This is a genomic window from Hymenobacter terricola (genome assembly GCF_017921975.2).
Taxonomy (GTDB): Bacteria; Bacteroidota; Bacteroidia; order Cytophagales; family Hymenobacteraceae; genus Hymenobacter; species Hymenobacter terricola.
On record NZ_JAGEMO020000010.1, the window covers coordinates 47102 to 72484 of the forward strand.

Here is a 25383-nt window from a genome sequence, read left to right on the forward strand (position 1 = left end):
GAATTGTGGCCGGAAGGTAGCAGAAAAGTGCCAGCGTTGTGCGAGTGAACGCTGGTAGAGACGTAATATTTCGTGGGTTGGCGTTGGACGATTCCGGCTCCGTTCACCTCACGTACTCCAGTACCTCGCGCAGCCGCTCCACCACCCGAAACTCCAGCCCCGCCAGCAGCTCGGCGGGCACGTGCTCGTGAATCCAGTTGGCGTGGTAGGGGACGTGGATGGCAGGGAAGCCCAGCCGCACTACCGGCAGAATGTCGGATTTCAGGGAGTTGCCAATCATCACGAAGTTCTCGGGCGTGATGCCGAGGCGGGCGAAGAGGCGGCGGTAGGTGGGCTCGTCCTTCTCGCTCACGATTTCGACGTAGTCGAAGAAGTCACCCAGGCCGGAGCGGGCAATTTTGCTTTCCTGGTCGAACAGGTCGCCTTTGGTGAGAATGATGAGCTGATGGCCGCGCTGCTTTAGCTCCTTCAGCACCTCCACCACGTCGGGCAGCGGCTCAATGGCGAAGCGCAGCAAGTCCTTGCCCATATCCAGAATCTGCTGGATTTCGCTCCCCACCACGGCGCCGCCCGAGAGCTGAATCGTGGTTTCAATCATCGAGAGCATGAACGACTTGGCCCCGTAGCCGAACAGCTGCATGTTGGCCCGCTGCACGTCGTAGAGCCGGGCGTTGATGGTATCGACATCGGCATAAGGCGCCAGCAGTTGCAGCAGTTCGGCTTCGACGTTGTCGAAGTGCGGCTGGTTGGGCCAGAGGGTATCGTCGGCGTCGAAGGCGATGAAAGTTTGGGTAGGCATGGGAAACGATTTTAGAACGTTATGCGGTGGAACGTTATGCAGAGTATAGCGAAGCGGCTCGCGTGCCACCACCATATCTTTTCTGGCGACTGGATTACTACCACACGCGAGATGCTTCGCTGCGCTCTGCATGACCAATTAGGAACGCCGCAAAGCTACCGACCTTTGCCTGCTATGAAGCACCTGATTGACCTCAAAACCTGGCCGCGCCGCGAGCATTTTGCCTTCTTCTCCGCCTTCGAAGAGCCTTTTTTCGGCCTCACTGCCAACGTCGACTGCACGGCCGCGCAGGCCGAAGCCAAACGGCTGGGCGTGTCGTTTTTTCTCTACTACCTCTACCACGCCCTGGAGGCGGCCAACGAAGTCGAAGCCTTCCGCTACCGCATCGAAAACGGCCAGGTATATTGCTACGACCGTATCCATGCCTCCGCCACCCTTGGCCGGGCCGACCACACATTTGCCTTCAGCTTCATCGAGCAGCACGACACGCTGGCTGGCTTCATCGCCGCCGCCGAGGCCGAAATTGCGGCCGTGCAGGCCAGCACCGGCCTGCGCCTCACCGCCACCACCGGCCGGCCTGATGTGGTGCATTGCTCGGCCCTGCCGTGGGTGCGCTTCACGGCGCTCTCGCACGCCCGCAGCTTCAGCCACCCCGATAGCTGCCCCAAAATCTCCTTCGGCCAGGTGTTTGAGGACGGCGCTACCCGCCGGATGCCCGTGTCGGTCAATCTGCACCACGGCCTCGGCGACGGCTACCACGCCGGGCTGTTCCTGGCCGCGCTGCAACGGCGGCTGGGATAGGCAGGCGGTTCGTGATTCGAAGGAACGCATCAGGTTCATCTGGCGTCCGCGGAGTCGAAGCACGACGTTCAAATGGGTTCCCTGTGACTTTCTGAGCACAAACCAGCTGAAACTTCCCGCGCTCACCTTCTTAAGCGAGGCGAGGGGAGCGCAAAGGCACTTCGGGCACCCTAGGCCGACTGCCGGAACCCGGCGGGCGTGAGGCCGGTTTTGTCCTTGAACAGGCGGCTGAAGTACGACGGGTTATCAAAACCAAGGTAAAACGCGGTTTCGCGAATGCTCAGGGACGTGCCCAGGAGCAGGCGGCGGGCTTTTTCAATAAGCGCGTGGTGCAGGTGCTGCTGCGCATTCTGGCCCGTGTGGGTGCGGAGCACGTCGCCCAGGTAGGCGGGCAATACGTGCAGCGCCTCCGCGAAATGCTGCACGGTGGGCAGGGGCTGCTCGGCGGCGTGGTCGAGGTAGGTGGCCAGCAGGGCCTCGAAGCGGCTGAGCAGGTCGGGGCCGTTGGCTGGTTCCGTGGGGAATTGTCGGTGGTAGGCCCGGCTGGCGTATTGCAGCAGCACGTCGAGCTGAGTGCTCAGCAATTGCTGGCTGAAGGCATCGGCGGGCTGCGCGCTCTCCTGCCGCAAGGCGGTCACGGCGTGGTTCAGCAGCTGCTCGTCGGTGGCCGACAGGTCCAGGGCCTGCTGCACGCGGTAGGCAAAAAACGGGTAGCTGCCCGGAAACGGGCCGGGCGGGCGGTGCAGCAGCAAATCGGGGTGAAAAACCACCATCCAGCCCTGCGGATTTTCCGACACGGGAGCCCCCGGCCGGGGGCAAAACTGCACGGGCTGGCCGGGCGCATAAAAGCCCAGCACGCCGTGCCGGTAGTCGTACACCTGCTGCCCGTAGGGGAGCTGGCCGTGGAAGTGCCGTTTCAACACAACGAGGTAGAGGTGGCGCAGGGCGGGTTTCAGCGCAAAATCGGGCGGCGGGTACCGGGCCAGGTCGATGACCGTCAGGAGCGGATGGCTGGGCGCGGCAAAGCCGTAGTGCTCCGTGAAGTCGGCGACCGTATTCAGGATGGCAAAGCGGGCCGTGGAAGATTTCATGCGGATGTTGAATAATAGCAGCGCTTCCGGATGAACACGGAAACAGCGCCGTAGTTGTAGCTACCAAAAATACAGACTCAGCCCATGTATACGCTCAGCAGCCAGCAGCCGGTCCCCATCTATCCGTTCGAGCGGGACGAAGTGACCGGGAGCAAACTGTTTACCCTCCTGCGCTCGGAAGGCGAGCTGACCTACGAAGAAAACCTGCTGATACCGCACCGCAAGGCCTATTACCTGCTGGTTTTTGTGAAGCACAACCGCGGCCGGCACTGGGTGGACATGACGCCCTACAACCGGAAGAACAACACGCTGTACTTCTCGGACCCGAACCAAATTCTGGTAAAAGAGGCCCCCACGCCCTTTTGGGGCACCCGCCTCACGTTCACGAACGAGTTCCTGGCCTTGCAGCAGAACGCGGCCCTGCGCAACCTGCCGCTCATCCAGAATCCCTACCACGGGCACGAACTGCTGCTCACCGAAGCCGACGGAGCCTTTGTGGGGGAGCTGCTGGCCAAGCTCGAAGCCGAGTGCCAACGCCCCGGCGAGTGGCAGCACCGCATGCTGAGCGCCTACCTGACGGTGCTGCTCACCTACCTGAGCCGCTTGTATATGGAGCAGTTTACGGGCGACGAGCCCTCGGCCGACCAGCAGCTGCTGAAGACCTTCCAGGCCCGGATTGAGGAATGCTACCGCGAGCTGCACGAGGTGGGCGCTTACGCGGCGGCGCTGCACATTTCGGCGGGGCACCTGAGCGAGGTGGTGAAAGCCCAGAGCGGCCGGCCGGCCATCAAGCACGTGCACGAGCGGCTGGTGCTCGAAGCCCGGCGGCTGCTGTTCTACACCCAGCATTCGCTCAAGGAAATTGCCTTTGACCTCGGGTTTTCGGACGCTTCCTATTTCAACCGCTTCTTCAAGCGCGAAACCGGCACTACGCCGGCCGAGTACCGCGCCACCATCCGTAAAATGTACCAGTAATACCGCGGAATGGGTGCCAGCCGCGCCAACGGAGCCCGGTAATTTTGTGCTGTTAACCAATTGAAAATCATTGACCATGAAAACCGCACTCATTACCGGCGCCAACCGAAGCATCGGCTTCGAAACGGCCCGGCAGCTCCTCCAAAACGGCTATTACGTGTACCTCGGCAGCCGCAATTTAGAAAACGGCCAGCAGGCCGTCGACCAATTGAAATCGGAAGGTTTTTCCCAGGTCGAGCCCGTTCAAATCGACACCGCAGATGGCGCTTCCATAAAAGCCGCCCGTGAGGCCGTGGGCCAAAAAACGCCCGTCCTGGACGTCCTCATCAACAACGCCGGCATTTTGGGGACGATGTCGCAACCGCCGCTCAGCGCCGACATCAGCATGATTAAGGAAGTGTTCGAAACCAACCTGTTTGGCGTGATTGAGGTGACGCAGGCCTTCATCGACCTCATGCGCCCGTCGCCCGCGCCCCGCATCGTGAACGTCACCTCCGGGCTGGGCTCGCTGACGCTGCACAACGACCCGTCGTGGAAGTATTACGCCGTGAAGGGCGCCGCCTACCAGCCCTCCAAAGCGGCCCTAAATGCCTACACCATCATGCTGGCCTACGAGCTGCGCGATACCCCCTTCAAAGTAAACGCCGTGGACCCCGGCTACACCGCCACCGACTTCAACCACCACAGCGGCCCCGGCAGCGTGCCCGAAGCCGCCGCCCGCGTCGTAAAAGCTGCCCTGTTGGGTCCGGATGGCCCCACCAGCCAGTTTTTTAGCGATGATAATGCGCCGGAAACAGGCATCAGCCCGTGGTAAACAGCCCGTCATGCTGAGCGCAGCCGAAGCATCTCTACCGCGTAAGTAATTCCCATTTACTACTGCGGTAGAGATGCTTCGCTGCGCTCAGCATGACGGGCTTTTGACTACCGTTCCCAAGCCCTAGCGGAGGGCATCCAGCTCCTGCATATCCAGCGCGGTCAGCTGGATGGAGGCTGCCCGCACGTTTTCTTCGAGGTGGGCAATGCTGCCGGTGCCCGGGATGGGCAGGATGTTGGGGGCGTGGTGCAGCAGCCAGCTCAGGGCCAGCTGGCGCGCCGCCACCTGGTGCCGCGCCGCTACCTGCTCCACAATGGCCATGTCCTGCACCTGGCCCCCGCCGATGGGAAACCACGGAATGAAGGCAATGCCCTGCTCGCGGCAATAGTCCAGCACGGGCTCGGCCGCCCGGTCGAAAAGGCTGTAGCGGTTCTGGACGGAAGCCACCGGGAAAAACTGCTGGGCCAGTCTGATGTCCTCAACCGACACTTCCGACAAGCCCAGGTGCCGCACCAGGCCCTGCTGCCGGAACTCGGCCAACGCCGTGAAGGTGCGCTCAGCGGGTACGCGCGGGTCGATGCGGTGCAGCTGGTAAAGGTCGATGCGCTCCAGGTGGAGGCGGCGCAGGCTGCCGTGGAGGGCATCGTGCAGGTGCTGCGGCGTGCCGTCGAGCAGCACGCCTTCCGGGGGTGGCCCGAAGCTCACGCACCCGCCCTTGGTGCCGATAACCAGCCCGGCCGGGTAGGGGTGCAGGGCTTCGGCGATTAGCTCTTCCGACACGAAGGGGCCGTACATATCAGCCGTGTCGATAAAGTTGACCCCGAGCTCCACCACGCGGCGCAGCAGCGCGAGCATGGCCGGGCGGTCGGCGGGCTGGCCCCAGGCGGGCTGCGCCATAATGCGCATCGCGCCAAAGCCGAGCCGGTTGATAGGTAAATCACCTCCCAATAAGAAGGTGGGTGCTGCTGACAATGCGTTGTCCATGAATTAAGGATAGGTGGTGATGAGTAGCTGCCCTGGCAGCCATTGGATAGGACAAAGTTCCGAGGCCAGGCAGCTGGGTGTGCTATCCGAATTCCGGTTTGTGTGCCACAAATTGAGGAACCAGCCCGCTAGTGACAGCTGCCGGTTGAGCCACCAATGAAACTGACCAGGGGATGCAGCGGAGCTTTTACCCAACCGGGTTAACGCGCCCCACCTTGCCGCTAAACCGGCCGTGCGGCTTCGCTAAAGCGCTATTCCTTCACCAGCTGCCGCGAAATGGGCACGCCGTCCACGTTCAGGAGCAGCGTGTACACGCCCACGGCCCGAATGCCCAGCTCGTCGGGCTTCAATTGGTATTGATAGCGGCCGGGGGCCTGGCGGTTGTAGCGAATGGTGCGCACGGTGCGGCCCGCCGCGTCGAGCACGGTGAGGACTACCGGCGCCGTCCGGGGCAGCGTGTAGTTCAGGTTCAGCAGGTCGCCCACCGGGTTGGGGTAAGTTTCGACCTCGTATTCGGCCGTGGCCGAGGCCATGGTCACGCCGGTAACGGTGCGGTTGATGGTCCAGTCCACGGTGTAGCTGTGCTGCGTGAGGTGAGTGGCCCGGCGCGTGAGGGCCGTGGTATCAATCACCACGGCGCGCACCACGTGGGTGCCCACCGGCAGCTGCGCAAGGGGTACGGTGATGCTGGTGGTGTTGCGGGCAAACACGATGCCGTCGCGAGTCCAGGTTACTCTGATGGAATTGGGCGCCGGCGGCAGCAGCGTGAGGGCAAACTGTAGGTTTTGGGTGGGCGCGTTGATGGCAAGCGCCGTGGGCGAGTACGATTGCAGCGGCGAAACCAGGGTGTGGAATTTTTCCACGAAAGCCTCGCGGCACACGGCGCAAAACGGCATGCCCAGAAACTGCATCTTGCAGTTCTGGTGGGGCTTTTGCCAGGTTGGGTCGGTGGTGTGCGGGTAGATGCCGATGCCATTTGTTCCCACCCACGGGGCCCAGCGCACGGTGGCGGGGTTGGTGGTTTGGGTCATGTTCTGGGTTTCGCGGGCGTACTGCGCCCCGGCCCAGTACTCATCCGAGAGCCCCGCGAACGAGTGGCCGATTTCGTGCACCATGATTTCGGTGGCGCTGGTATTGGCCGAAGCCGTGGCCAGCGCCCCGCCCGAGCCGCCGTACTCGGTGTCGTTTACCAACACGAATACCTGGTCATAGCGCGGGAAATTATTGGCCAGCACGGTGCCTATGGCCGCAGTGGCTGCAGGCACCAGCAAGCGGTGAATGCCGCCGTAGTCGAAGGTGCTGCCAAACGCGGTGGTGTTTGCGTAGACCACCGATGTGGGGGAGCAGTCCGGGGCGGTGCGCGGGTGCGTCGAGCCGCTTTGCGTCGACGGCACTTCAATGGCAAACGCATTGAAATACGAGCGGTATTCCAGAAACGGCGTCTGGCCAAACAGGCTGTTCATCGTCTGGGTCACACGGGTCAGAAACAGCGGCATCTCGCTGGCCCGGTAGCCGTCGGGCACGAAAACCAGGTTAATGCGCTTGGTGAGCGGGCCGGTTTTCACCAGCGTATCCACCGGGAACGTTTGGGCAGCGGCCGGCGTGGCCAGCGCGCCGCCCAGCAGCATGAGCAGCCAGAGAGTAGCGAGTTTTTTCATGAATTCGGGTTAAGACTTAGGCGGAACAGGAAATTCGGTGAGCAAAGTGGTGTTGCCGTCGGCTACTTCTTCCACGCGGATGGTGGCCGCGGTGGGCCGCAACGCCAGCCGCACAAAAAACTCGCCACTCGGCAGCTTCACCTCGCTGCGCTGGAAGGTGCGGTGGTCGTCGCCAACGTGCTCTACGCTGTGCCGCAGCGGGTGCGCCACGCGCAGCTGGGCCAGGGCCTGCCCCCGGTTGTCCAGCTGCGACACGCGCACGAAATCCGGCGTGTCGGCATCGGCTTCCGGCGTTTTCAGGTCGCCGGGCACGGCCCTGGCCTGCAGTACTTCCAGCCGCGAACCCGTGGTGGCCGCCGTCATCCGGCAGCTGAGAAACAGCAGCTGCGGGGCGGCAAGGGTAGCAGTAGCCACCAGCGGTTGGTAAGCCGCCGCCGGCCGCCGGGTGCATCCGGCCACGCCGGTTAGCAGCCCGAGCAGCAGCAACGGCTTCGAAAGCTGTTTCATGAAGTTAAATGTAGGGCTTTGTTAATAATGAATTGAATCTATTTTGGCTTCTCATCGCAGCTCAATCTAAAGGCTGTCGGCGCATCTTTGCCTTATGCTTTCCCATCCGCACGAAGTCTTCCTCGAAGTAGCCCAGCGCCTGAGTTTCACCAAGGCCAGCCAGGCGCTGTTTATCAGCCAGTCGGCTGTGAGCAAGCAGGTGAAAGCCCTGGAGGAGCACTACAAAACCGGCCTGTTCGAGCGCCTCGGCAGCAGCATTCAGCTCACGCCGGCCGGCCTCAAGCTCTACCAGAAGCTGCTGCAAGCCAAGCAGCTGCAACAGGAGCTGCACCAGGAAATGAGCGAGCTGAGCACGGCGTTCGCGCCCACCATGCACCTCATCATCGGGGCCAGCACCACCATCTCGCTCTACGTGCTGCCGCCCGTGGTGTCGGCCTACCTGCGGCTGCACCCCAACCGCCAGCTCAGCCTCAAAAACCGCAATTCCGATAACATCCTGCGGGCCCTGCTCGACCATGAAATCGAGTTGGGCATCATCGAAGGCATCCACAAAGTGAGCAACGTGACCTACACGCCCCTGCTCACCGACGACGTGGTGGCCGTGTGCGCCGCCAACACGCCGCTCGAACACCGCACCCTCGAAATCCACGACCTGCTCACCACGCCGCTGGCCCTGCGCGAGGACGGTTCCGGCACCCTGGCCGTGCTCGAAGAAGCCCTGGCCCGGCACCGCATCAAGCTGGCCGCCCTGCCCGTGCGGGTGCGCCTGGGCGGCACCGAAGCCCTCAAAAACTTCGTGCGGGTCGATACCTGCCTGGCTTTCCTGCCCCGGCAGGCCGTGGTGAAAGAGCTGGCTTCCGGCGAGTTCGTCGAAGTCAAAATCAAGGATTTTCCCCTGCGGCGCAAGTTCAATTTCATCCAGCGCAAGGGCACGGAGAACAACGCACCTTACAAGGATTTCCTGCAATTCACCAGGCGCTACTATTCCGGCAAGGCATAGGCTATTCCAAATGCCCATCCCAAACAGGCATACCCCGGTCCGGGTATTTCCGTACTTTGCCCCATGAACCTGGTCGCCTCCGATTCCCTTTCCCGTTTAGCCGCATTGCACTGCTCGGCCTGCGGCACCGCGTGTTCTGCCTTCGATTTGCAGCGCGTTTCAGCCTGTTGCAGCCTGCCCCTCGTGGCCGGCTACGACTTGCAGGAACCCCTCAGCCGCGACGTAATCGACCAGACCGATGCGTCGATGTGGCGCTACAGCGCGTTGCTGCCCCTGCTCCACGACGAAAACAAAGTCACCTTAGGCGAAGGCCTGACCCCGCTGCTGCGCTTGCCGCGCCTGGCCGCGCGCCACGAGCTGTCCTCCCTTCTCTTGAAGGACGAAGGCCAAAATCCCACCGGCTCGTTCAAAGCGCGCGGCCTTAGCATGGCCGTTTCCAAAGCCAAAGAACTGGGCGTGGAAGGCTGCATCATCCCCACGGCCGGCAACGCGGGCGTGGCCCTGGCCGCCTACTGCGCCCGCGCCGGCCTCAAAGCCGTGGTGGTGATGCCCCGCCACACCCCGCAGGCCTTCAAGGAAGAATGCTACTGGTACGGGGCCGAAGTGGAGCTGGTCGATGGCCTCATCAGCGACTGCGGGGCGCGTGTGCGCCAGCGCAACGCCGACGGCGCCCTGCTCGACATCTCGACCCTGAAAGAGCCCTACCGCCTCGAAGGCAAGAAAACCATGGGCTACGAAATCGCCGAGCAGCTGGGCTGGACCCTGCCCGACGTGCTGCTCTACCCCGCCGGCGGCGGCACCGGCCTCATCGGCATCTGGAAAGCCTTTCAGGAAATGAAGGCCCTCGGCTGGCTCGCGCCCGGCGTGAAACTGCCACGCATGGTGGCCGTGCAGGCCGAAAACTGCTGTCCGCTCCTCGAAACCTACCTCGGCCACCAGCCCAACTGCCACGCCTACCAGGGCCGCGCCACGCTGGCCAACGGCCTGGCCGTGCCGCACCCGCTGGGCGAGGCCATGATGCTGCGCGTGCTGCGCGAGTCCAACGGCACGGTGGTGAGCGTGAGCGAAGAAGGCATGCTGGCCGGCATGCGCGACCTTGGCCAGCAGGAAGGCCTGTTCGTAGCCCCCGAAGGCGGCGCCGTGTGGACGGCCGCCCGCCAGCTGCTCGATTCCGGCTGGCTGCACCGCGACGAGAAAATCCTGCTCCTGAACACCGGCAACGGCCAGAAATACATGGACAACGTGGCCGGCCGGGCCTGGGAATAGGGGTTGAGAGAACGAAAAAGGAACGTCATGCTGAGCGTAGCCGAAGCATCTCGCGTGCAGCAGTAATCCTTTCCCTGCGATTGGTTTACTAAAGCACGCGAGATGCTTCGGCTGCGCTCAGCATGACGTTTGGTGCTCAGCATAGCGTTTCGGGATTTTCCTTACAGCAACCGACTCCAACCTCGGCAATACCTTTGCCGCATGCGCATCCTCCACGTTCTTTCGGCCGAGTTTTTTGCGGGCTCCGTGGCCTATGCCGTGCAGCTGGCCGAGGCGCACCGCCAGCAGGGCCACACCGTCTGGCTGCTGTCCGATTCCGACCAGCTGCCCACCCAGGCCACGCAGGTTCGCGTGCCCATCAGCAACCGTCGTTTTGGGCAGCGGCTGCGCAACAGCCAGCGCATCCGGCAGCTGGTGCAGCTCGAAAATATTGACGTAGTGCACGCCCATTCCCGGGCCGCCAGCTGGGTGAGCTACCTCGCCCTGCGCGGCCTGAAAGTGCCGCTGGTGAGCACCGTGCACGGCCGCCAACACCTGCATACGTCTACCTCGCTGTTTGATATCTACGGCGATAAAGTCATCGCCATCTGCGAAAACCTGCGGGCGCACCTAGTAGCGGAAGTGAAGATGGACGCCGCCAAAATCGTCACCATTCCAAACGGCGTGGCCTTTGGCAACGAAGAATTAACGAGCAATAATTCTTCGGTATTCATTCCTCATTCTTCAGTAAGAATATCGTTCATCGGCCGCTTCAACGGCGGCAAGGGCGAGCGGGCCGCCGCCCTGCTCCAACACGTTTTCCCGGCTTTGCTGCGCGAATTTCCACTCCTCAGCTTGGCCCTAATCGGTGGGGAGCTGGAACACCTGCCCGCAGCCGGAAAGGCTGCGCTAGCGCAGCTCCAGGCCGATTTTGGAGACCGGATAGAAGTGGTGGGCTTCACCGATGACGTGGCCGGCTGGCTGGCACGCACCACGCTGGTCATCGGCGCGGGGCGGGTGGCCATTGAGGCGCTAGGGGCGGGCCGGCCGGTGCTGGCGTTGGGCGAAGCCAGCTACGCAGGTTTGGTTACCGAAGAGACGTTTGCCTCGGCCGCCGCTTCCAACTTTGGGGATATTTCAGCAGTCGTTTCCGCCAATGAAGTGGATTACAATGCGCTGCTGGCCGATGCGCGGGCTTTCCTGCCGGCCCCGCAGCCGGTCACGGTGGCGTTGCGGCAGCAGGTACGGGCGCACTATGACGCCGCCACCGTGGCGGCGCGGGTGCTGGCCGTATACCAGGCCGCCCGGATGCACAAAGCTTCGCCGGGCTTTATTCCGGTGCTGATGTACCATAAAATCCCCGATGCACCGCTGGCCACTAAACATCAGATTTACGTCACGAAAGACAATTTTGAAAAACACCTGGCCTATTTCAAAAAGCAGAAATTAACGCCCATTACGTTTGCTGATTATTTGAAATATGCGAACGGTGAATTGTCATTGGCTGATTTTCCGGCGCGCCCTATTATTCTCACGTTCGACGACGGCTACACCGATAATTACACCAATCTGCTGCCGCTAATGCAGCAGTACGGCTACCGGGGGGTGCTGTATTTATTGGGCGATTTTGACGTGCGCTATAATCAATGGGACCTGGCCGTAGACCCCACCGAGCCCCGCTCCGATATTATGGACCTGGCCCAAAAACGGCGTTTCGTGGCTGCTGGCTGGGAAATTGGCGCGCACACCATGTCGCACCCAAAGCTAACCACCCTGCCACTAGCCGCCGCCGCTACCGAAATTCAGCGCAGCAAAACGGAATTAGAAGCCGTTCTGAAAACTGAAATTGTCAGCTTTGCCTATCCGTATGGCGACATCAACGAGGCGGTGAAAAATGCGGTGCGCGACGCCGGTTTCGCCCTCGGCATTGCCACCGACACCGGCGGCCTGCACCTGGAAGACGACCGAATGCAGGTGTTTCGGATAAATATGTTCCCGAACGAAACAACGAGCAGCCTATTCAAAAAAACGTCGCCCTGGTACCGCAAATATTACCGCTGGAAGCGCGGCAAATAAGCGCGGTGCGCCGCGCTATTGCGCCATATTCTCATCCCGAAATTGCACCAGCACTTGCCGCAGCTGTTCGTCGCTGACCTCGACCAGCTCTACTTTTTTGAAGGGCGAGGTGTGGCCGGCCAGCAGGGTCACCCGGCTTTTGGCAATGCCAAAAACGGCGGCCAGATAAGTCTGAAGCGCAGCGTTGGCCTTGCCATCGTGGGCGGGCGCGTTCAGGCGCACCGTAGCGGTACCGTCGGGGCCGATGAGCAGTTGGTTGACGCGGCTGCCGGGCTTGGCTTTGAGGTGAAGAAGGGCCATGCAGTGGCAAAAATAGCCTACGCCGGGCGTCCCAGTCGGGCCTGCCCGAACGGGCACTGGTCCAGCACCACGCACCGGCCACAGGCCGGCCCGCTAAAGTAGCAGCACTTCTGGCCGTGAAACATGAGCGCCTCGTGGTGGTCGTACACCTGCTGGGCGTCCCAGCCGGGCGGCAGCAAGGCTTCCAGCAGCTTGTGGGCCGGTCCTTCGCCCACCTTCGGCCCGATGAGGCCCAGGCGCTGGGCCACGCGGTGGTGGTGGCTGTCAACGGGCATGGCCGGGATGCGCAGCGTGCTGAAGAGGAGCGTAGCGGCGCTGGTTTTCGGCCCCACGCCGCTGATGCTTTCCAACCAGGCGCGGGCTTCGGGAATGGGCATTTCGGCCAGAAAATCGAGCGAGCAAGGCGCATCGGTGCCGCCGCGCTTGCTGATTTCGCGCAGCACGGCCTGGATGCGGGGAGCCTTTTGCTCGGGCCAGGTGCAGGCCCGGATGGCGTGCTGCACGGCATTGGTGGGAGCCTCGCGCACGGCTTCCCAGGTGGGGTAAGCCGCCCGTAGCTCCTGGTAAGCCCGGTGCGAGTCGGCGTTTTTGGTGCGGTGCGACAGCAGGGCGCTCACCAACTCGCTCAGCGGGTCTTTGGTGCTGAAAAATGGGAAAGGGGCGCCGTATTCGGTGCACAGACGGGCGTGGACCAGCAAGGCTTTGGCCTGGCGGGCGGCAAAGTCGGTGGCCAGCGTTTCGGCGGTAGGGGAGGTGGGAGGCGGCATCCCCGGCTTACGCGGGCCATCGGGGCCGGGGTTGCCGGGGTAAAAATGCGAAGGGGGTAAAAGTTGCAATGCCAGGCTCGACGCCTGACCTGCAGCTTTTACCCCTCAACGTTTTTGTCGGGCTTCTATCGCCCGGCCGAATTATACAGCGCAATGGCCTGGCGCTGGTTTTTGGCCTGTTTGCTTTGCAGCACGATGGGCACAATGAGTATTGGAATGGCCAGATAAACAAACGGCGACACGGCCGCGCCGCCGTCGTTGGGCCGCAGCGACTGTAGCAAGCCGTAGGCCAGCAGGCCGCCGCCCGCCACGTAGCTGAGCACGGTAGCCCGCTGGTAGCTGCGCGATTCCATCAGCAGCTGCTGGGCGCCGGCGTTGTCGCGGGTGGCCAGCATCAGGTTGTTGGTGCTGATGTTTTGGATGGGGCCGTTGTCTTTTGAGAAATACTCGGTCTTGATGGTGCGGTAGCCCCCGTAGCCTCCGCCGTAGGGGTAGCCGCCCATGCCGCCGTAGCCAAAACCGCCGTAGCCATAGCCAGGGTAGCCATAGCCACCGGGGCTGTACTGCGAAGTGGTGATGGAATACAGGCTGATGCGGCCGGTTTTTTCGCGGCGCAGGGTGGTTTCGCGCGAGGAGTTGGGCAGCGTGGTGCGCACGTAGTGGCCCGATTCATCCTCGTAGAAACCGACTTCGGCCAGCTCAAATTTGCGCTGCCCATCCAGCAGCAGGTAAGACCGTCCAAACAGCGGGCTTTTTACTTCCACGTCGGACGCGTTGTAAATCAAGCCGTTTTTGAGGCCCACCTGGAAGCGGGCGGCCCGGTAGTTGTTGCCCGGCAGCTGGCCGGCCGGCGTGGGCGCATAGACTGGCGCCGGGGCGGGGGGCGCTCCCGGTGCCGGCATGGGGCCGGGCAGGGGCGCCGTCACCGCGGCGCGGTGGGAGGAGTCGGGCGGGGCCACGGGCACGGCGTCGAGCTGGCGGGGAGCGGGCGTGACGCGTGGCCGGGCCGGGGCGGGCAGCGCGGGCGGGGCTCCCAGCTGGCGGGGGCCATCGTCCTGCGCCTGGGCCACCCGCGCACCGAGCAACGCCAGAAGCAAGGCTGGAAAAAGAATGGGAATTTTCATGGTAAAGGACAGCGTAAGGGCCACGGGGCTGAACAAGGTACCAATGACGGGCGAATAATCGATAAGCCGGCGATGGAACGCTGGTTTTGCAATAAATCAAACGAAAGGTAACGGGTGTAAATTCCGCTCCATTATCGTGAAATTCCAGTGAACCCGGCGCGGCCGGGGGCCACGCAGCTACTTCAGCAGCTTTTCCAGTAAACTCAGGCTGTCGGCTAGGTCGGCGCCGGTTTCAAAGTCCAGCGGCTTGAGGATATAGCCGCTTACGTCGAGGCTGGCGGCGTTCAGCCGGTCCACGTCCATGCCGGAAGTGGTGGTGATGAACACCGGAATGTGCTGCAATTCGGGGTTGGCGCGCAGTTCGGTCAGGAATTCCAGGCCGTTCATGCGGGGCATGTTCAGGTCCAGCAGAATGACTTCGGGCAGGGGCCGCAGGGCCTCGACGCCGTTGCGGCCCAGCAGCAGGTCCAGGGCTTCCTCGCCATTGAAGGCGGTGTGGAGCTGGTGCGGAATGCTGAACTTAGCGAAGGATTTCTCCGCCGTCATCGTATCGAAAATATCGTCTTCTACTAGTAAAACCGAGCGCATAACACAAGAATAAAGGCGGGACCAATAAAGTAGCCCCTCATGCAACAAACTGCCACCGTAAGCGAGCCTGAAACAGGTCAGACGGTTGCGTGGCAACCGAAGTTTACTTTGGCCAGGTAAAGATAAAGCCGGCGCCCTGGCCTGGGGCCGATTCGACGCGGACGGTGCCGTGGTGCTCGTCAATAATTTTCTGCACGATACTCAGGCCAATGCCGGTGCTCTCGGCCGTGTGCCGGTCGCGCAGGGTTTGGAACAGCAGAAAAATCTTCTGGTGGTACTCCGGCGCAATGCCCGGGCCGTCGTCCTGCACCCGGAATTCATAGCAGTGGCCAATGTCGTGGCAGGTCACTTCCAGGTGGCCGGCGCCGCGCTGGTGGTACTTCACGGCGTTCGAAAGCAGGTTGGTAAATACCTGCTGCAGGCTCAGCCGGTCGGTGAGCAGGGTGGGCATATCGGGGCCAATCGTGAGGGTAAAATCCGGCGGAACCACCAGCTCGCCCACTTCTTCCAGCAGCTGGTGCACGTCCACGGTCGCGCGCGATTGGGCGGTGCGGCCCACGCGGGCGTAGGCCAGCAGGCCGTTTATCAGGTCTTCGAGGCGGCTGAGGCGGCCCTTCATCTGGTCGAGGTAGGTGCGAAGCTGGGGCGAAATCTCGGCCGCCAGCTCGTCCTCAATCCACTTCACAATGGTGGTCACGCCGCGCAGGGGCGCCTTAAGGTCGTGCGAGGCCACGTAGGCAAACTGGTCGAGCTCCTGGTTGCGCTTTTGCAGGGCGCTGAAGCTTGAATCCAGCGTTTGGGTCATGCGGTTGAGCGAGGCCGCCAGCCCGCCTAGGTTGTCCTCAGCCGAGTCCGTGATTTTTACCGAATAGTCGCCCTGCACCACCTGCTCGGCCAGGGCCCGAATCTGGGCGATGCGCCGGCCCACCTCGGCGTTGATGCCGGCCAGCTCGTCCTGCAGGCGGCGGTTGTCGGCCAGCTCCTTCACGATTTTTGTCACCAGCCACACCACAATCAGCACCGCCAGGATGGCCGACACCAGCACCACGATGGGCGTGGCTTTCTCGAACACGGCTTGCAGGGCACTGCGCTGGGCCAGCAAGGCCATTTCGTTGGCCTGAATGCGGCCGTACAGGATGCGCACCTGACGCAGCGTCTGGCGGTCGGTGTCGAGCAGGGTTTCCATCACCGACTTGCTCATGGATTTATTAATCTCCGTGAGCGGGCGCAGGATGCGGAACTCCTGCTCCACCAGCATCCGCAGCGAGTCGAACCGCGCCTGTTGGGCCGGATTGTCGGCGGTGAGGGCTTCCAGCCGCTGCAGGCTGCTGGGCAGCATTCCGGTGGCCATGCTGTAGGGCCGCAGGTACACGGTGTCGCCGGTGAGCAGGTAGCCGCGGGTGCCGGCCTGCGCGTCCTTGAGCACGGCCGTCACGTTCGAAACTTCCTGCATCACCTTGTAGGTGTGCTCTACCTGGTCGGTTTGCAGGCTCAGGCCCCGGATGCTCCAGAACGAAGCGGCGGCCGTGAGCAACAATACGCCCACGGCCAGGGCAAAGCCCACGATGATTTTGGTGTCGGTTTTTAATGCCATTGATTGCGAAGGTAATGGCCCGCCCTACGCCGGAGCCGGCCTTTGGGTTGGGGCCCGTCGTGCCGCCCGTATCTTCGCGGCCATGTTCTTTGCCCCTTCCGACCGCCTCAGCAGCCCCCAAAACCCGCGCATCAAGCAGCTGCTGCGCCTCCAGCAAAAATCCGCCGAGCGCCGCGCCCTGGGCCTCACCCTGGTCGAAGGCCTGCGCGAGCTCACCATTGCTGTCGAAGCCGGCGTGGCCGTGGCCACCGTCTACACCTGCCCCGAGCTGGCCGGCGAAAGTGGCCTGACGGCCCTGCACCGCCTCTTTGCTGGCAGCGCCCCAGCCCCGGAGTGGTTTGAAGTGACGCGCCCCGTCTTCGAGAAGGTAGCCTACCGCGAAGGCTCCGATGGCCTGCTGGCCGTGCTGCGCACCCCCGCCCGCACCCTCGCCGACCTGCGCCTGCCGCCCCGCCCGCTCCTCCTCGTGCTCGAAGCCGTGGAGAAGCCCGGCAACCTCGGCGCCATCCTCCGCACCGCCGACGCCGCCCCGGTCGATGCCGTGCTCATCGGCGACCCGCGCACCGATTTGTTCAACCCCAATGCCATCCGGGCCAGCATTGGCTGCGTGTTCACGGTGCCCGTGGTGGCCGCGCCGATGGCCGATATCATGGCTTTCCTGCGGGAAAACAACATTCGCAGCTACGCCGCCGCGCTCACGCCGAAGGCGCATTCCTACACCGAGTGCGACTTCCGGGGGGCCACCGCCCTGGTGCTCGGCACCGAAGCCGACGGCCTGACCCTCGCTGCCCTCGCCGCCTGCGACGAAACCATCATCATTCCCATGATGGGGCGCATCGACTCGCTCAACGTGAGCGTGGCCGGCGCCGTGCTGGCCTTCGAAGCCGTGCGGCAGCGCACCACCGGCCAGTAGCACCCCGGATTATTTGCCCACGGCCAGCTGAATCTGGCCGTTCTGCAGCCCTTTGCCCATGGCTTTCACGCTTACCGGGCCAGCCTTTTCGCCGGCCTGCACAATGGCTACCAGCTGCCCGTGGAAGGCCTGCATCTGGGGTTTCTGGAAGGACTCCAGGCTGGTGGGGTCGCCGTTGCCGATGGCGCGAAAGTGGCCCGCGCCACTCACCGCAAAGCTGATTTCCGGGCTGGCGTCGGGGCAAAGGTTGCCCTGCGTGTCTTCGACGCGGGCGGTGAGGAAAGTCAGGTCTTTGCCATCGGCGGCGAGCGTGGCGTGGTCGGCCACCAGGCGGATGTGGTGGGGTTTGCCGGCGGTGCGCACTTCCTCCGTGGCCACTTCCTTGCCCTGGGCGTCGTAGGCCACCACCTTGATGCTGCCGGGCGCGTATTTCACGTCGTTCCACATCAGGCGGTAGCGGGTCTGGGGCTGGTCGGAAGGGCCTTTGGTGCGGCGGCCCTGGCTCTGGCCGTTCACAAACAGCTCGGCCGAGGGGTAGCTGGTGTAGCAGAACACGGGCGTGGGCTGGCCTTCGCGGCCGGGCCAGGTCCAGTGGGGCAGCAGGTGCAGGGTGGGCTGGGCGGTGTTCCAGCGGGCGCGGTAGAGGTAGTACCGGTCTTTGGGCATGCCGGCCAAATCCAGCATGCCGAACATCGAGCTGTGCGAGGGCCATTTTTCGTCATAAGGCGTTGGCTCGCCCAGGTAGTCGAAACCGGTCCAGACGAACTCGCCCACGGCGTAGGGCAAGTCGTCCTGGGCCACAAATTCCTCGTCCGGCGTCTGCGACCAGCTGCACGCCTCCAGGTCGTACGACGAGCACTGATTATCCGCGTACTTCTGCTCCTTGGCCTTCACCACCGGAAACTTGTACACGCCCCGCGAGCTCACCGTCGAGGCCGTTTCCGAGCCCAGCAAAAAGCGCTGCGGCAGCTTGGCGTAGGCCTCGGGGTAGCGGTGGGGCTTGTAGTTGAAGCCCGGCACGTCGAGCACCGAGGCGAAGTTGTTCTTGATGTCGTCATCAAACCGGTCCATGCCCATGGTTACGGGGCGGGTGGGGTCTTCGCGGTGCACGATGTCCTGCAGGCGCTTGAGAATCTGGTTGCCGCCGGGCATGCTCTGGTCGGGTACCTCGTTGCCGATGCTCCACAGGATGACCGACGGGTGGTTGCGGTCGCGGTGCACCATGTTCACCAGGTCGCGTTCCGACCATTCATCGAAATACTGGCTGTAGCCATTCTTCACCTTGGGCGTCTTCCACTCATCAAAGGACTCTACCATCAGCAGAAAGCCCATTTCGTCGCACAGCTGGACCAGCTCCGGCGCGGGCATGTTGTGCGAGGTCCGGATGGCGTCGCAGCCCATGTCTTTCAGCAGCGCCAGCTGCCGGCGCAGCGCCGCCGTGTTCACGGCCGTGCCCAGCGGTCCCAAATCGTGGTGGTTGCACACGCCCTTGAACTTGCGCGGCTGCCCGTTCAGCGAGAAGCCCTGGCCGGCCTCAAACTTGAAGGAGCGAATGCCAAAAGGCGTGCGGTACTCGTCCTTCAGCACCTCGCCCGCATACAGCTTCGACACCGCCGTGTAGAGCACCGGCGTTTCCGGCGACCATAGCCGGGGCGTGGGCACCACCAGGTTCTGCTCAAATTCCAGCCCGTCGGTGGCCAGCAGCGCGCTGCTGGTAGTGGCCACCACGGAGCCCGCCGCATCACGGATTTCGGTTTGCAGCCGCAGCGGCTGGAAGGCTTTATCCGGCGTTTCCACCGTGGTTTTCAGTCGGACTTTAGCCAGCTGTGCGGTGATTTCGGGCGTGGTGAGGTAGGTGCCCCACACGGGAATGTGCACGTCGTCGGTCACCACCAGGTGCACGTTGCGGTAGAGGCCGGCGCCGGGGTACCAGCGCGAGGCTTCGGGCTGGTTTTGCAGGCGCACGGCCAGCACGTTGCCATCGCCGGGCTTCAAAAAGGAAGTAATGTCCAGCGAAAATGAGTTGTAGCCGTACGGCCAGAAGCCTGCCTCCTTGCCGTTTACAAAGACGTGGGCGTTGCTCATGGCCCCGTCGAAAAGCAGCACCGCCCGCTGGCCCGGCCCAAAACCGGGCACCGCCAGCTGCCGCCGGTACCAGCCCGTGCCGATAAAGGGCAGCCCGCCCGTGCGCCCGGCTTTCAGAGTCGCCGCCTTTTCATTATTCTGCTCGATTTTGACCGATTGCAGGTCGTTGTTGCCATCGAAGGGCCCGCCGATGGCCCAGTCGTGCGGCACGCTCACCGTCTGCCACTTGGCATCCGCAAACTCCGGCTTCGCCGCATCGGGCACGTCGCCCTTGCTGAATTTCCAGTTCGAATCGAGCAGATATTCGTGCCGGGACTGGGCCGCCGCCGGTAGCGTGGCCAGCAGCAGCGCCGCCGCCAAAAGCTTCTTCAATGACATAGGGGAGGGGTGTAGGAGGCCCGAAAGTTACGGCCCCCACCTCCGTACACCACTAATAAACCGTCACGCCAAATCCCAACTCTCTGGCCTGTTGGCGCGCATTTTCCGCCTGTGTCTCGGCCACTACTCCCAGCGGATACGAGTCACTGTCCAGCGTAAACAGCACCAGCGCCAGTCCCAGAACTTCCAGCGCATCCTGCACGGCGTCGAGCTGCTCGGGGCCGGGCTCCCGGCGGCTCAGCAGGGCAGCCGGTTGCAGGCGTTGCACCCGTTTTTGCTGCTGCAATATCTCGTTCAGGCCTTCAGCAATTTCGTTGGCTTTCTCCTGATAGTCGCTTTCCCAAAGCAAATCCTCGCTCAGCAGCGCGTCAATCAGGGCCAAATCGCGTAGCTCCTGCGTCGGCAGCGCGCTCACAATACCGCGCTCCTCCAGCTCCTCCGCAAACTGCTCCTGGTAGGCGGCCGGGTCGCGCAGCACCAGCGCCAGGCGCTCGGTTATGCGCTGGGCAGCGGCGGCATCGGCGAGGGTAAAAAACTGCACAAACCGAGTTATTGCATTTTCATTCATGAAAGCAAAATTGACCTGAAAATTTGGATACCCACAAAAAAGGGCGCGACCAAAGCCGCGCCCTCTTCAACAAATAATCCGCGAAATCCGGTGAATCCGGATAAATGCGTGAGTTAGTCGGCCTGCTTGGCGTAGCGCAAACGCTCGTTCTCGTCGAGCAGAATCTTGCGCATCCGAATCGACTTCGGCGTCACTTCCAGGTACTCATCCTTCTGGATGTATTCCATGGCTTCTTCCAGCGAGAACTGACGCTTGGGCACAATCTTCGCGTTGTCATCCGTGCCGGAAGCACGCATGTTGGTCAGTTTCTTGCCTTTCTGGATGTTCACCGTCAGGTCATTCGGGCGGGTGTGCTCGCCGATAACCTGGCCGCCGTACACTTCCTCACCCGGGTCCACGAAGAACGAGCCACGGTCCTGCAGCTTATCAATCGTGTACGCCGTGCCGGGGCCGGTTTCCAGCGAAATCAGCGAGCCGGCGATGCGGCCGGGGATGGTGCCTTTGTGCTCCTCATAATCCACAAAGCGGTGGTTCATGATGGCCTCGCCGCCGGTGGCGGTCAGCACGTTGTTACGCAGGCCAATGAGGCCGCGCGACGGAATAGTGAACTCCAAATGCTGCAAGTCGCCCTTGGGCTCCATGATGGTCATTTCGCCCTTGCGCATGCTCACCAGCTCGATTACTTTGCCGGCCGATTCCTCGGGCACGTCCACCACCAATAGCTCGATGGGCTCCAGGCGCTTGCCGTTATCGTCTTCTTTGAACAACACCTGGGGCTGGCCCACTTGCAGTTCGTAGCCTTCGCGGCGCATCGTTTCAATCAGCACCGACAAGTGGAGAATGCCGCGGCCGAACACGAGGAAGGTATCCTCTTTGTCGGTCGCCTCCACGCGCAGGGCGAGGTTCTTCTCGGTTTCTTTGAACAGGCGGTCACGCAAGTGACGCGAGGTCACAAACTTGCCTTCTTTGCCGAAGAATGGCGAGTTGTTGATGGTGAACAGCATGTTCATCGTCGGCTCGTCGATGCTGATGCGCTCCAACTGCTCGGGGTTGTCGTTGTCGGCCAGCGTATCGCCAATATCGAAGCCTTCAATGCCCGATACGGCGCAGATTTCGCCGCTGCTTACTTCGGCCACCTTCACGCGGCCAAGGCCTTCAAAGACGTGCAGCTCGCGGATTTTTACCTTTTTGATGCTGCCGTCGGCCTTCATCAGGCTCATGTTGGCACCCTCACGCAGCGTACCGCGGTGCACGCGGCCAATGGCGATACGACCCACGAACGACGAGTAGTCGAGCGAGGTGATTTGCATCTGGGGCGTGCCTTCCAGGGTTGGGGCGGGCGGGATGGAAGCCACCACCGCGTCGAGCAGCGGAATCAGGTCTTCCGTTTTGTGCTTCCAGTCGGTGCTCATCCAGCCCTGCTTCGAAGAACCGTACAGCGTCACGAAATCAAGCTGGTCTTCTGAGGCACCAAGGTTGAACATCAGGTCGAAAACCTGCTCGTGCACCTCGTCCGGACGGCAGTTTTCTTTGTCCACTTTGTTCACCACCACAATGGGTTTCAGGCCCAAATCGATGGCTTTGCCGAGCACGAAACGGGTCTGCGGCATGGCACCTTCAAAGGCATCCACGAGCAGCAGAACGCCGTCGGCCAGCTTCAACACGCGCTCCACTTCGCCGCCGAAGTCGGCGTGACCAGGGGTGTCGATGATGTTGATTTTTACATCTTTGTAGCGTACCGATACGTTTTTGGAAACGATGGTAATGCCGCGCTCGCGCTCCAGGGGGTTGTCGTCGAGGATGAGGTCGTCGAAGTGCTGGTGCGCGTCGAAAATCTTGGATGCGTGGATGATTTTATCCACTAGGGTTGTCTTGCCGTGGTCAACGTGAGCGATGATGGCAATATTCCGAATGTTCTGGGCCATATAGGTTGTTTTTGCGGGTGCAAAGGTACGGATAAAAAGGCGCAAAGCCTTGTGGTAGTCAAGTATTAACAGGCGTCCGGCTGAGGTGATGCGCTCGTCGGCTGCTTCATAGCCAAGCCTGTCGCTCTAAATCGGTTAGCTGGGGCGTAAGGTTCCCGGCCGGTTTTCGTCTACTCTGCCGACCGAACCGTGGCCCGGTCCCGTATGTTGGTCACCCATCACCCCAACCCCTCCAATCATGCGTTTTTCCCTGTTGTTTCTATTTGTTTCGGTCCTGGCCCTCAATGCGGCCTGCTCTCAGAAGCGGGACGTGGCCGCCAATAGCGCTCATCCCGCCCGCACCGCAGCCGGCAAAACCTATTTCCAGCCCAAGCCCTTGACCGGCAAGCCCGACGAGTTTCCGGTGCGCAAAACCGATGCGGAGTGGCATAAAATCCTCACGCCGGCTCAATACTACATTCTGCGCGAAGACGGCACCGAGCGCCCGTTCTCTAATAAGCTGTACAACAACCATGTAGCTGGCTCCTATTACTGTGCCGCCGACCACAATCTGCTGTTTACCTCCGACACTAAGTTTGACTCGGGCACCGGCTGGCCCAGCTTTTTTGCTCCGGCCACCGACAATAGCGTGAAAGTGGACTCTGACACCAGCTTTGGCATGAGCCGTGACGAAATTGTGTGCGCCAAATGCGGCGGCCACCTCGGCCACGTGTTCGACGACGGCCCCGCGCCCACGCACCAGCGCTATTGTATGGACGGTGACGCGCTGGTATTCGAGAATAAAAAGTAGAACGTACTGTGATTTTCTGAGAAAATTCACAAACAATGGCCCTTCGGCAATCCATGCCGGGGGGCTTATTCGTTAATTTGCAGCATTAATTGACCTGCTTTGCGTTTTTTATCGTATAATAAAATTAGCCTAATAATTATATTTTATCTTTCAGTATAATGGAAACTGCTTCTGACCCTATCGAGTACTTGCAGCAGGAGGTGGCGCACACCCGCCAGCTGCTGCTCAACAATGGCTTGTACTTCCAGCTGCATACCCTGCCGGATTTGCGGCGCTTCATGGAGCACCACGTATTCGCAGTTTGGGACTTTATGTCGCTGCTCAAGTCTTTGCAGCGCGATTTGACGTGCGTGCAGTTGCCGTGGGTGCCCACGGCCAACGCGGCCACGCGGCGCCTCATCAACGAAATTGTGCTGGAAGAAGAATCCGACGTTGACTTACAGGGGCAGCCGGCCAGCCATTTTGAGCTCTACGTGCGGGCCATGGAAGAGTGCGGCGCCGACACCGCGCCCATTCGCCGGCTGGTGGCTGCCGTAGCCGCGGGCAGTAGCGTTGCCGAGGCGCTGGAGGCTGCTCAGGTGCCTAATTCGGTGCGTCAGTTTGTCAAAACCACGTTCAGCATCATCGATGCGGGCAAGCCGCATGCGGTGGCGGCGGCTTTCACTTTTGGCCGCGAAGACTTGATTCCGGCCATGTTCCGCCAATTGGTGGGCGAGCTGCGCGACCGGTTTCCGGGCCAGCTCGATACTTTCACGTACTACCTCGACCGGCATATTCAGCTCGATGAGGAAGTGCACGCCCCCCTGGCCCAGCAAATGGTGCGCGAGCTGTGTGCCGACGACCCCGAGCGCTGGCTCGACTGCCAGCAGGTCACGATTCGGTGCCTGGAGGCGCGCATCGAGCTCTGGAATGGCATCAAGCCTGGCAAAGCCAGCTCGGTATTGGTCTGATACCGCCAACCACTACCCCCAGACCTGCGTTTGAAGATGGCCACCTGTTCAGGTGGCCTTTTCCAGTGGCTGGCCATGATACATTTCCCCCATTTTGCCCCCCGGCCGATGCTGGCCTTTGGCACCGCGCTGCTGCTGACTGCCTGCACGGCCACCGAGCAAACGGCTGAAACCTCAACTCCCACCTCGGTGCCCACCCAGGTGAGCTCCGACGCCGACCGCCGGGCCATTTACAACAGCAACGGCACCGGCACCAATTCCGCCGTGCCCGACGCCACTCCCAACCGCGTGCGTCTCGGCGAGCAGGCGTCCGACATTAACCGTCAAAAGCGCATCGAAAACGTCAATTCAAACGACCCCAACACCACCACCCCCGAAACCCGCCTGCAACGCCTCAACTACGACTCGCCCGTGGACACCACCCGCCGGCCGTAAAGCAGCGCGGTTACCTGATTTACCCATGCCACGGGCCAGCAAAAAGCCCACCCCGATTCATCGGAGTGGGCTTTTTGCTGCGGAAATTCCCTCCGCTGCTGCGAAAAAGCTATGCGCTTACTTCGCCAGTGCGCGGGCTGTCCGCCGAATTCAATACATCGGTTGCCTCGGGCTGTGGCGCGGGGGCGGCTTGTACGCGGGGCTTCGGCCCCCGGCGGGCACCGCTTGGGCCTGGGTTAGGCTTGGGTTTTGGGCCGCGTCGCCCGTCAACGATGCTGGTATCGTCGTTGTCATCAGTCGTTAAGGCTGCCACCCGGGGCTTGGGGCCCCGGCGGGCACCAGTAGCGGCAGGTTTAGCCTTCGCGGCGGTGGCGCCGGGCTTGCGGCCCCGGGTTTTGGGGGCTGGAGTTTCGGCAGTAGCCTCGGTAGTCCCGTCGGTGGCGCGGGGCGTGCGTGCCTTGCGCACGGAGCCGTCTTTGTTCAGCGTCTGGCCTTTTTTGCGGCCACGGGTTGCCTTGCCCGATGCCGGAGCCGTGCCGGTTTCACTGCCGTTCGACGCGGCAGGTGTGCCTGCAACCGAGTCGTAATGCCGTACTATCGTGTGCAGGGCTTGCTCAAACATGCGCTCGGTGTCGCCGTCGAGGCGGCGCGTAGCCTCTTTCACCACTTCCTTCAGCTTAGCCTTCGTTTCTTTGCGGATGCGCGTCACCACTTCGTTCATGCGGTTGTTTAGCTCCTTTTGCAGTTGCTTCGCAGCCGATTTAAGCGACTTCTTCTGGCTTGCCTTTTTCGTGTCGCGGTCCTCGTTCAGGTCGGCTGTGGCACGGCCAGCATTTTTTGCCGATTTGCGGGCCGACTTTTCTTCGGGCGTGCGTTTTGCGCGTTTTTCCGTTTTAACCGGAGCAGCAGGTTTTTTCATTTGAAAAAATGGTTGGTGAAGGGTGAGAAAAGGAGGTGTTGTGAGCGTTTTGCGCGGTAATTTCTATTCAATCGCGCTCAAATATAAAATGAATTAA

Annotated in this window: 24 protein-coding genes; 10 read left to right on the forward strand and 14 right to left on the reverse strand. The window is 61.9% G+C overall.

The features are described from left to right. Positions 1–103 precede the first annotated feature (103 nt). Complete coding sequence (locus J4G38_RS10035) at positions 104–799, reverse strand: HAD family hydrolase (protein ID WP_210516564.1); 696 nt, start codon at positions 797–799, stop codon at positions 104–106. A gap of 174 nt (positions 800–973) precedes the next feature. Between J4G38_RS10035 and J4G38_RS10040 the strand changes: the two genes are divergently transcribed. Further along, entirely contained in the window at positions 974–1600 is a 627-nt protein-coding gene (locus J4G38_RS10040) for a chloramphenicol acetyltransferase (RefSeq protein ID WP_210516562.1), read from the forward strand. Positions 1601–1770: 170 nt separating this feature from the next. Here the strand turns inward: J4G38_RS10040 and J4G38_RS10045 are convergent, their stop codons facing one another. Beyond that, entirely contained in the window at positions 1771–2691 is a 921-nt protein-coding gene (locus tag J4G38_RS10045) for a helix-turn-helix domain-containing protein (RefSeq protein ID WP_210516560.1), read from the reverse strand. Positions 2692–2775: 84 nt separating this feature from the next. Here J4G38_RS10045 and J4G38_RS10050 point away from each other — a divergent pair, with 84 nt between their 5' ends. Together J4G38_RS10050 and J4G38_RS10055 are read left to right on the forward strand one after the other, a co-directional pair. Further along, positions 2776–3666: an AraC family transcriptional regulator gene (locus tag J4G38_RS10050; protein WP_210516558.1), complete on the forward strand. Its 891-nt coding sequence runs from the start codon at positions 2776–2778 to the stop codon at positions 3664–3666. Between the two features lie 76 nt (positions 3667–3742). After that, positions 3743–4480 (forward strand): SDR family oxidoreductase, encoded by a 738-nt coding sequence (locus J4G38_RS10055; RefSeq protein WP_210516557.1) that lies wholly within the window; start codon positions 3743–3745, stop codon positions 4478–4480. A 123-nt stretch (positions 4481–4603) separates the two neighbouring features. Here the strand turns inward: J4G38_RS10055 and J4G38_RS10060 are convergent, their stop codons facing one another. The 3 genes from J4G38_RS10060 to J4G38_RS10070 form a co-directional block, all read right to left on the reverse strand. Further along, positions 4604–5464 (reverse strand): aldo/keto reductase, encoded by an 861-nt coding sequence (locus J4G38_RS10060; RefSeq protein ID WP_210516556.1) that lies wholly within the window; start codon positions 5462–5464, stop codon positions 4604–4606. Between the two features lie 251 nt (positions 5465–5715). Further along, positions 5716–7122, reverse strand: a complete 1407-nt coding sequence (locus J4G38_RS10065) for a M64 family metallopeptidase (protein ID WP_210516555.1) — start codon at positions 7120–7122, stop codon at positions 5716–5718. Positions 7123–7131: 9 nt separating this feature from the next. Next, positions 7132–7629, reverse strand: a complete 498-nt coding sequence (locus tag J4G38_RS10070; RefSeq protein WP_210516554.1) for a hypothetical protein — start codon at positions 7627–7629, stop codon at positions 7132–7134. A 94-nt stretch (positions 7630–7723) separates the two neighbouring features. Between J4G38_RS10070 and J4G38_RS10075 the strand changes: the two genes are divergently transcribed. The 3 genes from J4G38_RS10075 (at position 7724) to J4G38_RS10085 (ending at position 11950) form a co-directional block, all read left to right on the forward strand. Next, positions 7724–8629, forward strand: coding sequence for a LysR family transcriptional regulator (locus tag J4G38_RS10075; RefSeq protein WP_210516553.1), 906 nt, complete (start codon positions 7724–7726; stop codon positions 8627–8629). 63 nt (positions 8630–8692) lie between these two features. After that, positions 8693–9895: a threonine synthase gene (locus J4G38_RS10080; RefSeq protein ID WP_210516552.1), complete on the forward strand. Its 1203-nt coding sequence runs from the start codon at positions 8693–8695 to the stop codon at positions 9893–9895. Between the two features lie 201 nt (positions 9896–10096). After that, positions 10097–11950 (forward strand): polysaccharide deacetylase family protein, encoded by a 1854-nt coding sequence (locus tag J4G38_RS10085; RefSeq protein WP_210516551.1) that lies wholly within the window; start codon positions 10097–10099, stop codon positions 11948–11950. Between the two features lie 15 nt (positions 11951–11965). Here the strand turns inward: J4G38_RS10085 and J4G38_RS10090 are convergent, their stop codons facing one another. The 5 genes from J4G38_RS10090 to J4G38_RS10110 form a co-directional block, all read right to left on the reverse strand. Beyond that, positions 11966–12250 (reverse strand): DUF167 domain-containing protein, encoded by a 285-nt coding sequence (locus tag J4G38_RS10090; RefSeq protein WP_210516549.1) that lies wholly within the window; start codon positions 12248–12250, stop codon positions 11966–11968. A 17-nt stretch (positions 12251–12267) separates the two neighbouring features. Further along, positions 12268–13017, reverse strand: coding sequence for an endonuclease III domain-containing protein (locus J4G38_RS10095; RefSeq protein ID WP_226163337.1), 750 nt, complete (start codon positions 13015–13017; stop codon positions 12268–12270). Positions 13018–13142: 125 nt separating this feature from the next. Beyond that, entirely contained in the window at positions 13143–14141 is a 999-nt protein-coding gene (locus J4G38_RS10100) for a hypothetical protein (RefSeq protein WP_210516547.1), read from the reverse strand. A gap of 177 nt (positions 14142–14318) precedes the next feature. Then, a complete protein-coding gene (locus J4G38_RS10105; protein ID WP_210516545.1) occupies positions 14319–14729 on the reverse strand; it encodes a response regulator in 411 nt (136 codons plus the stop codon). A gap of 103 nt (positions 14730–14832) precedes the next feature. Next, a complete protein-coding gene (locus J4G38_RS10110; RefSeq protein ID WP_210516542.1) occupies positions 14833–16323 on the reverse strand; it encodes an ATP-binding protein in 1491 nt (496 codons plus the stop codon). 82 nt (positions 16324–16405) lie between these two features. Between J4G38_RS10110 and J4G38_RS10115 the strand changes: the two genes are divergently transcribed. After that, a complete protein-coding gene (locus J4G38_RS10115) occupies positions 16406–17236 on the forward strand; it encodes a TrmH family RNA methyltransferase (protein ID WP_210516540.1) in 831 nt (276 codons plus the stop codon). 9 nt (positions 17237–17245) lie between these two features. On the opposite strand, the gene galB is transcribed toward J4G38_RS10115, so the two are convergent. The 3 genes from galB to typA form a co-directional block, all read right to left on the reverse strand. Beyond that, complete coding sequence (gene galB, locus J4G38_RS10120) at positions 17246–19699, reverse strand: beta-galactosidase GalB (RefSeq protein ID WP_210516538.1); 2454 nt, start codon at positions 19697–19699, stop codon at positions 17246–17248. A 52-nt stretch (positions 19700–19751) separates the two neighbouring features. Beyond that, positions 19752–20240, reverse strand: a complete 489-nt coding sequence (locus J4G38_RS10125; RefSeq protein ID WP_210516537.1) for a DUF6630 family protein — start codon at positions 20238–20240, stop codon at positions 19752–19754. Between the two features lie 140 nt (positions 20241–20380). Continuing rightward, positions 20381–22192 (reverse strand): translational GTPase TypA, encoded by a 1812-nt coding sequence (gene typA, locus J4G38_RS10130; protein WP_210516536.1) that lies wholly within the window; start codon positions 22190–22192, stop codon positions 20381–20383. A 238-nt stretch (positions 22193–22430) separates the two neighbouring features. On the opposite strand from typA, the gene msrB reads away from it, so the two are divergent. The 3 genes from msrB to J4G38_RS10145 all read left to right on the forward strand — a co-directional run bounded on the left by msrB (position 22431) and on the right by J4G38_RS10145 (position 24367). Further along, positions 22431–22982, forward strand: a complete 552-nt coding sequence (msrB, locus tag J4G38_RS10135) for a peptide-methionine (R)-S-oxide reductase MsrB (RefSeq protein WP_210516535.1) — start codon at positions 22431–22433, stop codon at positions 22980–22982. Between the two features lie 158 nt (positions 22983–23140). Further along, complete coding sequence (locus tag J4G38_RS10140; RefSeq protein WP_210516534.1) at positions 23141–23932, forward strand: DUF3050 domain-containing protein; 792 nt, start codon at positions 23141–23143, stop codon at positions 23930–23932. A 75-nt stretch (positions 23933–24007) separates the two neighbouring features. After that, entirely contained in the window at positions 24008–24367 is a 360-nt protein-coding gene (locus J4G38_RS10145; protein WP_210516533.1) for a hypothetical protein, read from the forward strand. Between the two features lie 109 nt (positions 24368–24476). Here J4G38_RS10145 and J4G38_RS10150 read toward each other — a convergent pair whose 3' ends face one another. Continuing rightward, complete coding sequence (locus J4G38_RS10150) at positions 24477–25286, reverse strand: OmpH family outer membrane protein (RefSeq protein ID WP_210516532.1); 810 nt, start codon at positions 25284–25286, stop codon at positions 24477–24479. Positions 25287–25383 lie beyond the last annotated feature (97 nt).

What these genes read in the sequence shown, in the direction of transcription:
- J4G38_RS10080 (WP_210516552.1), top strand. Translation starts at nt 8,693, where the DNA reads ATGAACCTGGTCGCCTCCGATTCCCTTTCCCGTTTAGCCGCATTGCAC.
- J4G38_RS10075 (WP_210516553.1), top strand. Translation starts at nt 7,724, where the DNA reads ATGCTTTCCCATCCGCACGAAGTCTTCCTCGAAGTAGCCCAGCGCCTG.
- J4G38_RS10150 (WP_210516532.1), bottom strand. Translation starts at nt 25,286, where the DNA reads ATGAAAAAACCTGCTGCTCCGGTTAAAACGGAAAAACGCGCAAAACGC.
- msrB (WP_210516535.1), top strand. Translation starts at nt 22,431, where the DNA reads ATGCGTTTTTCCCTGTTGTTTCTATTTGTTTCGGTCCTGGCCCTCAAT.
- J4G38_RS10085 (WP_210516551.1), top strand. Translation starts at nt 10,097, where the DNA reads ATGCGCATCCTCCACGTTCTTTCGGCCGAGTTTTTTGCGGGCTCCGTG.
- galB (WP_210516538.1), bottom strand. Translation starts at nt 19,699, where the DNA reads ATGTCATTGAAGAAGCTTTTGGCGGCGGCGCTGCTGCTGGCCACGCTA.
- J4G38_RS10060 (WP_210516556.1), bottom strand. Translation starts at nt 5,464, where the DNA reads ATGGACAACGCATTGTCAGCAGCACCCACCTTCTTATTGGGAGGTGAT.
- J4G38_RS10110 (WP_210516542.1), bottom strand. Translation starts at nt 16,323, where the DNA reads ATGGCATTAAAAACCGACACCAAAATCATCGTGGGCTTTGCCCTGGCC.
- J4G38_RS10035 (WP_210516564.1), bottom strand. Translation starts at nt 799, where the DNA reads ATGCCTACCCAAACTTTCATCGCCTTCGACGCCGACGATACCCTCTGG.
- J4G38_RS10145 (WP_210516533.1), top strand. Translation starts at nt 24,008, where the DNA reads ATGATACATTTCCCCCATTTTGCCCCCCGGCCGATGCTGGCCTTTGGC.
- J4G38_RS10140 (WP_210516534.1), top strand. Translation starts at nt 23,141, where the DNA reads ATGGAAACTGCTTCTGACCCTATCGAGTACTTGCAGCAGGAGGTGGCG.
- J4G38_RS10040 (WP_210516562.1), top strand. Translation starts at nt 974, where the DNA reads ATGAAGCACCTGATTGACCTCAAAACCTGGCCGCGCCGCGAGCATTTT.
- J4G38_RS10050 (WP_210516558.1), top strand. Translation starts at nt 2,776, where the DNA reads ATGTATACGCTCAGCAGCCAGCAGCCGGTCCCCATCTATCCGTTCGAG.
- J4G38_RS10045 (WP_210516560.1), bottom strand. Translation starts at nt 2,691, where the DNA reads ATGAAATCTTCCACGGCCCGCTTTGCCATCCTGAATACGGTCGCCGAC.
- J4G38_RS10090 (WP_210516549.1), bottom strand. Translation starts at nt 12,250, where the DNA reads ATGGCCCTTCTTCACCTCAAAGCCAAGCCCGGCAGCCGCGTCAACCAA.
- J4G38_RS10115 (WP_210516540.1), top strand. Translation starts at nt 16,406, where the DNA reads ATGTTCTTTGCCCCTTCCGACCGCCTCAGCAGCCCCCAAAACCCGCGC.
- J4G38_RS10055 (WP_210516557.1), top strand. Translation starts at nt 3,743, where the DNA reads ATGAAAACCGCACTCATTACCGGCGCCAACCGAAGCATCGGCTTCGAA.
- J4G38_RS10100 (WP_210516547.1), bottom strand. Translation starts at nt 14,141, where the DNA reads ATGAAAATTCCCATTCTTTTTCCAGCCTTGCTTCTGGCGTTGCTCGGT.
- J4G38_RS10070 (WP_210516554.1), bottom strand. Translation starts at nt 7,629, where the DNA reads ATGAAACAGCTTTCGAAGCCGTTGCTGCTGCTCGGGCTGCTAACCGGC.
- J4G38_RS10105 (WP_210516545.1), bottom strand. Translation starts at nt 14,729, where the DNA reads ATGCGCTCGGTTTTACTAGTAGAAGACGATATTTTCGATACGATGACG.
- J4G38_RS10095 (WP_226163337.1), bottom strand. Translation starts at nt 13,017, where the DNA reads ATGCCGCCTCCCACCTCCCCTACCGCCGAAACGCTGGCCACCGACTTT.
- typA (WP_210516536.1), bottom strand. Translation starts at nt 22,192, where the DNA reads ATGGCCCAGAACATTCGGAATATTGCCATCATCGCTCACGTTGACCAC.
- J4G38_RS10065 (WP_210516555.1), bottom strand. Translation starts at nt 7,122, where the DNA reads ATGAAAAAACTCGCTACTCTCTGGCTGCTCATGCTGCTGGGCGGCGCG.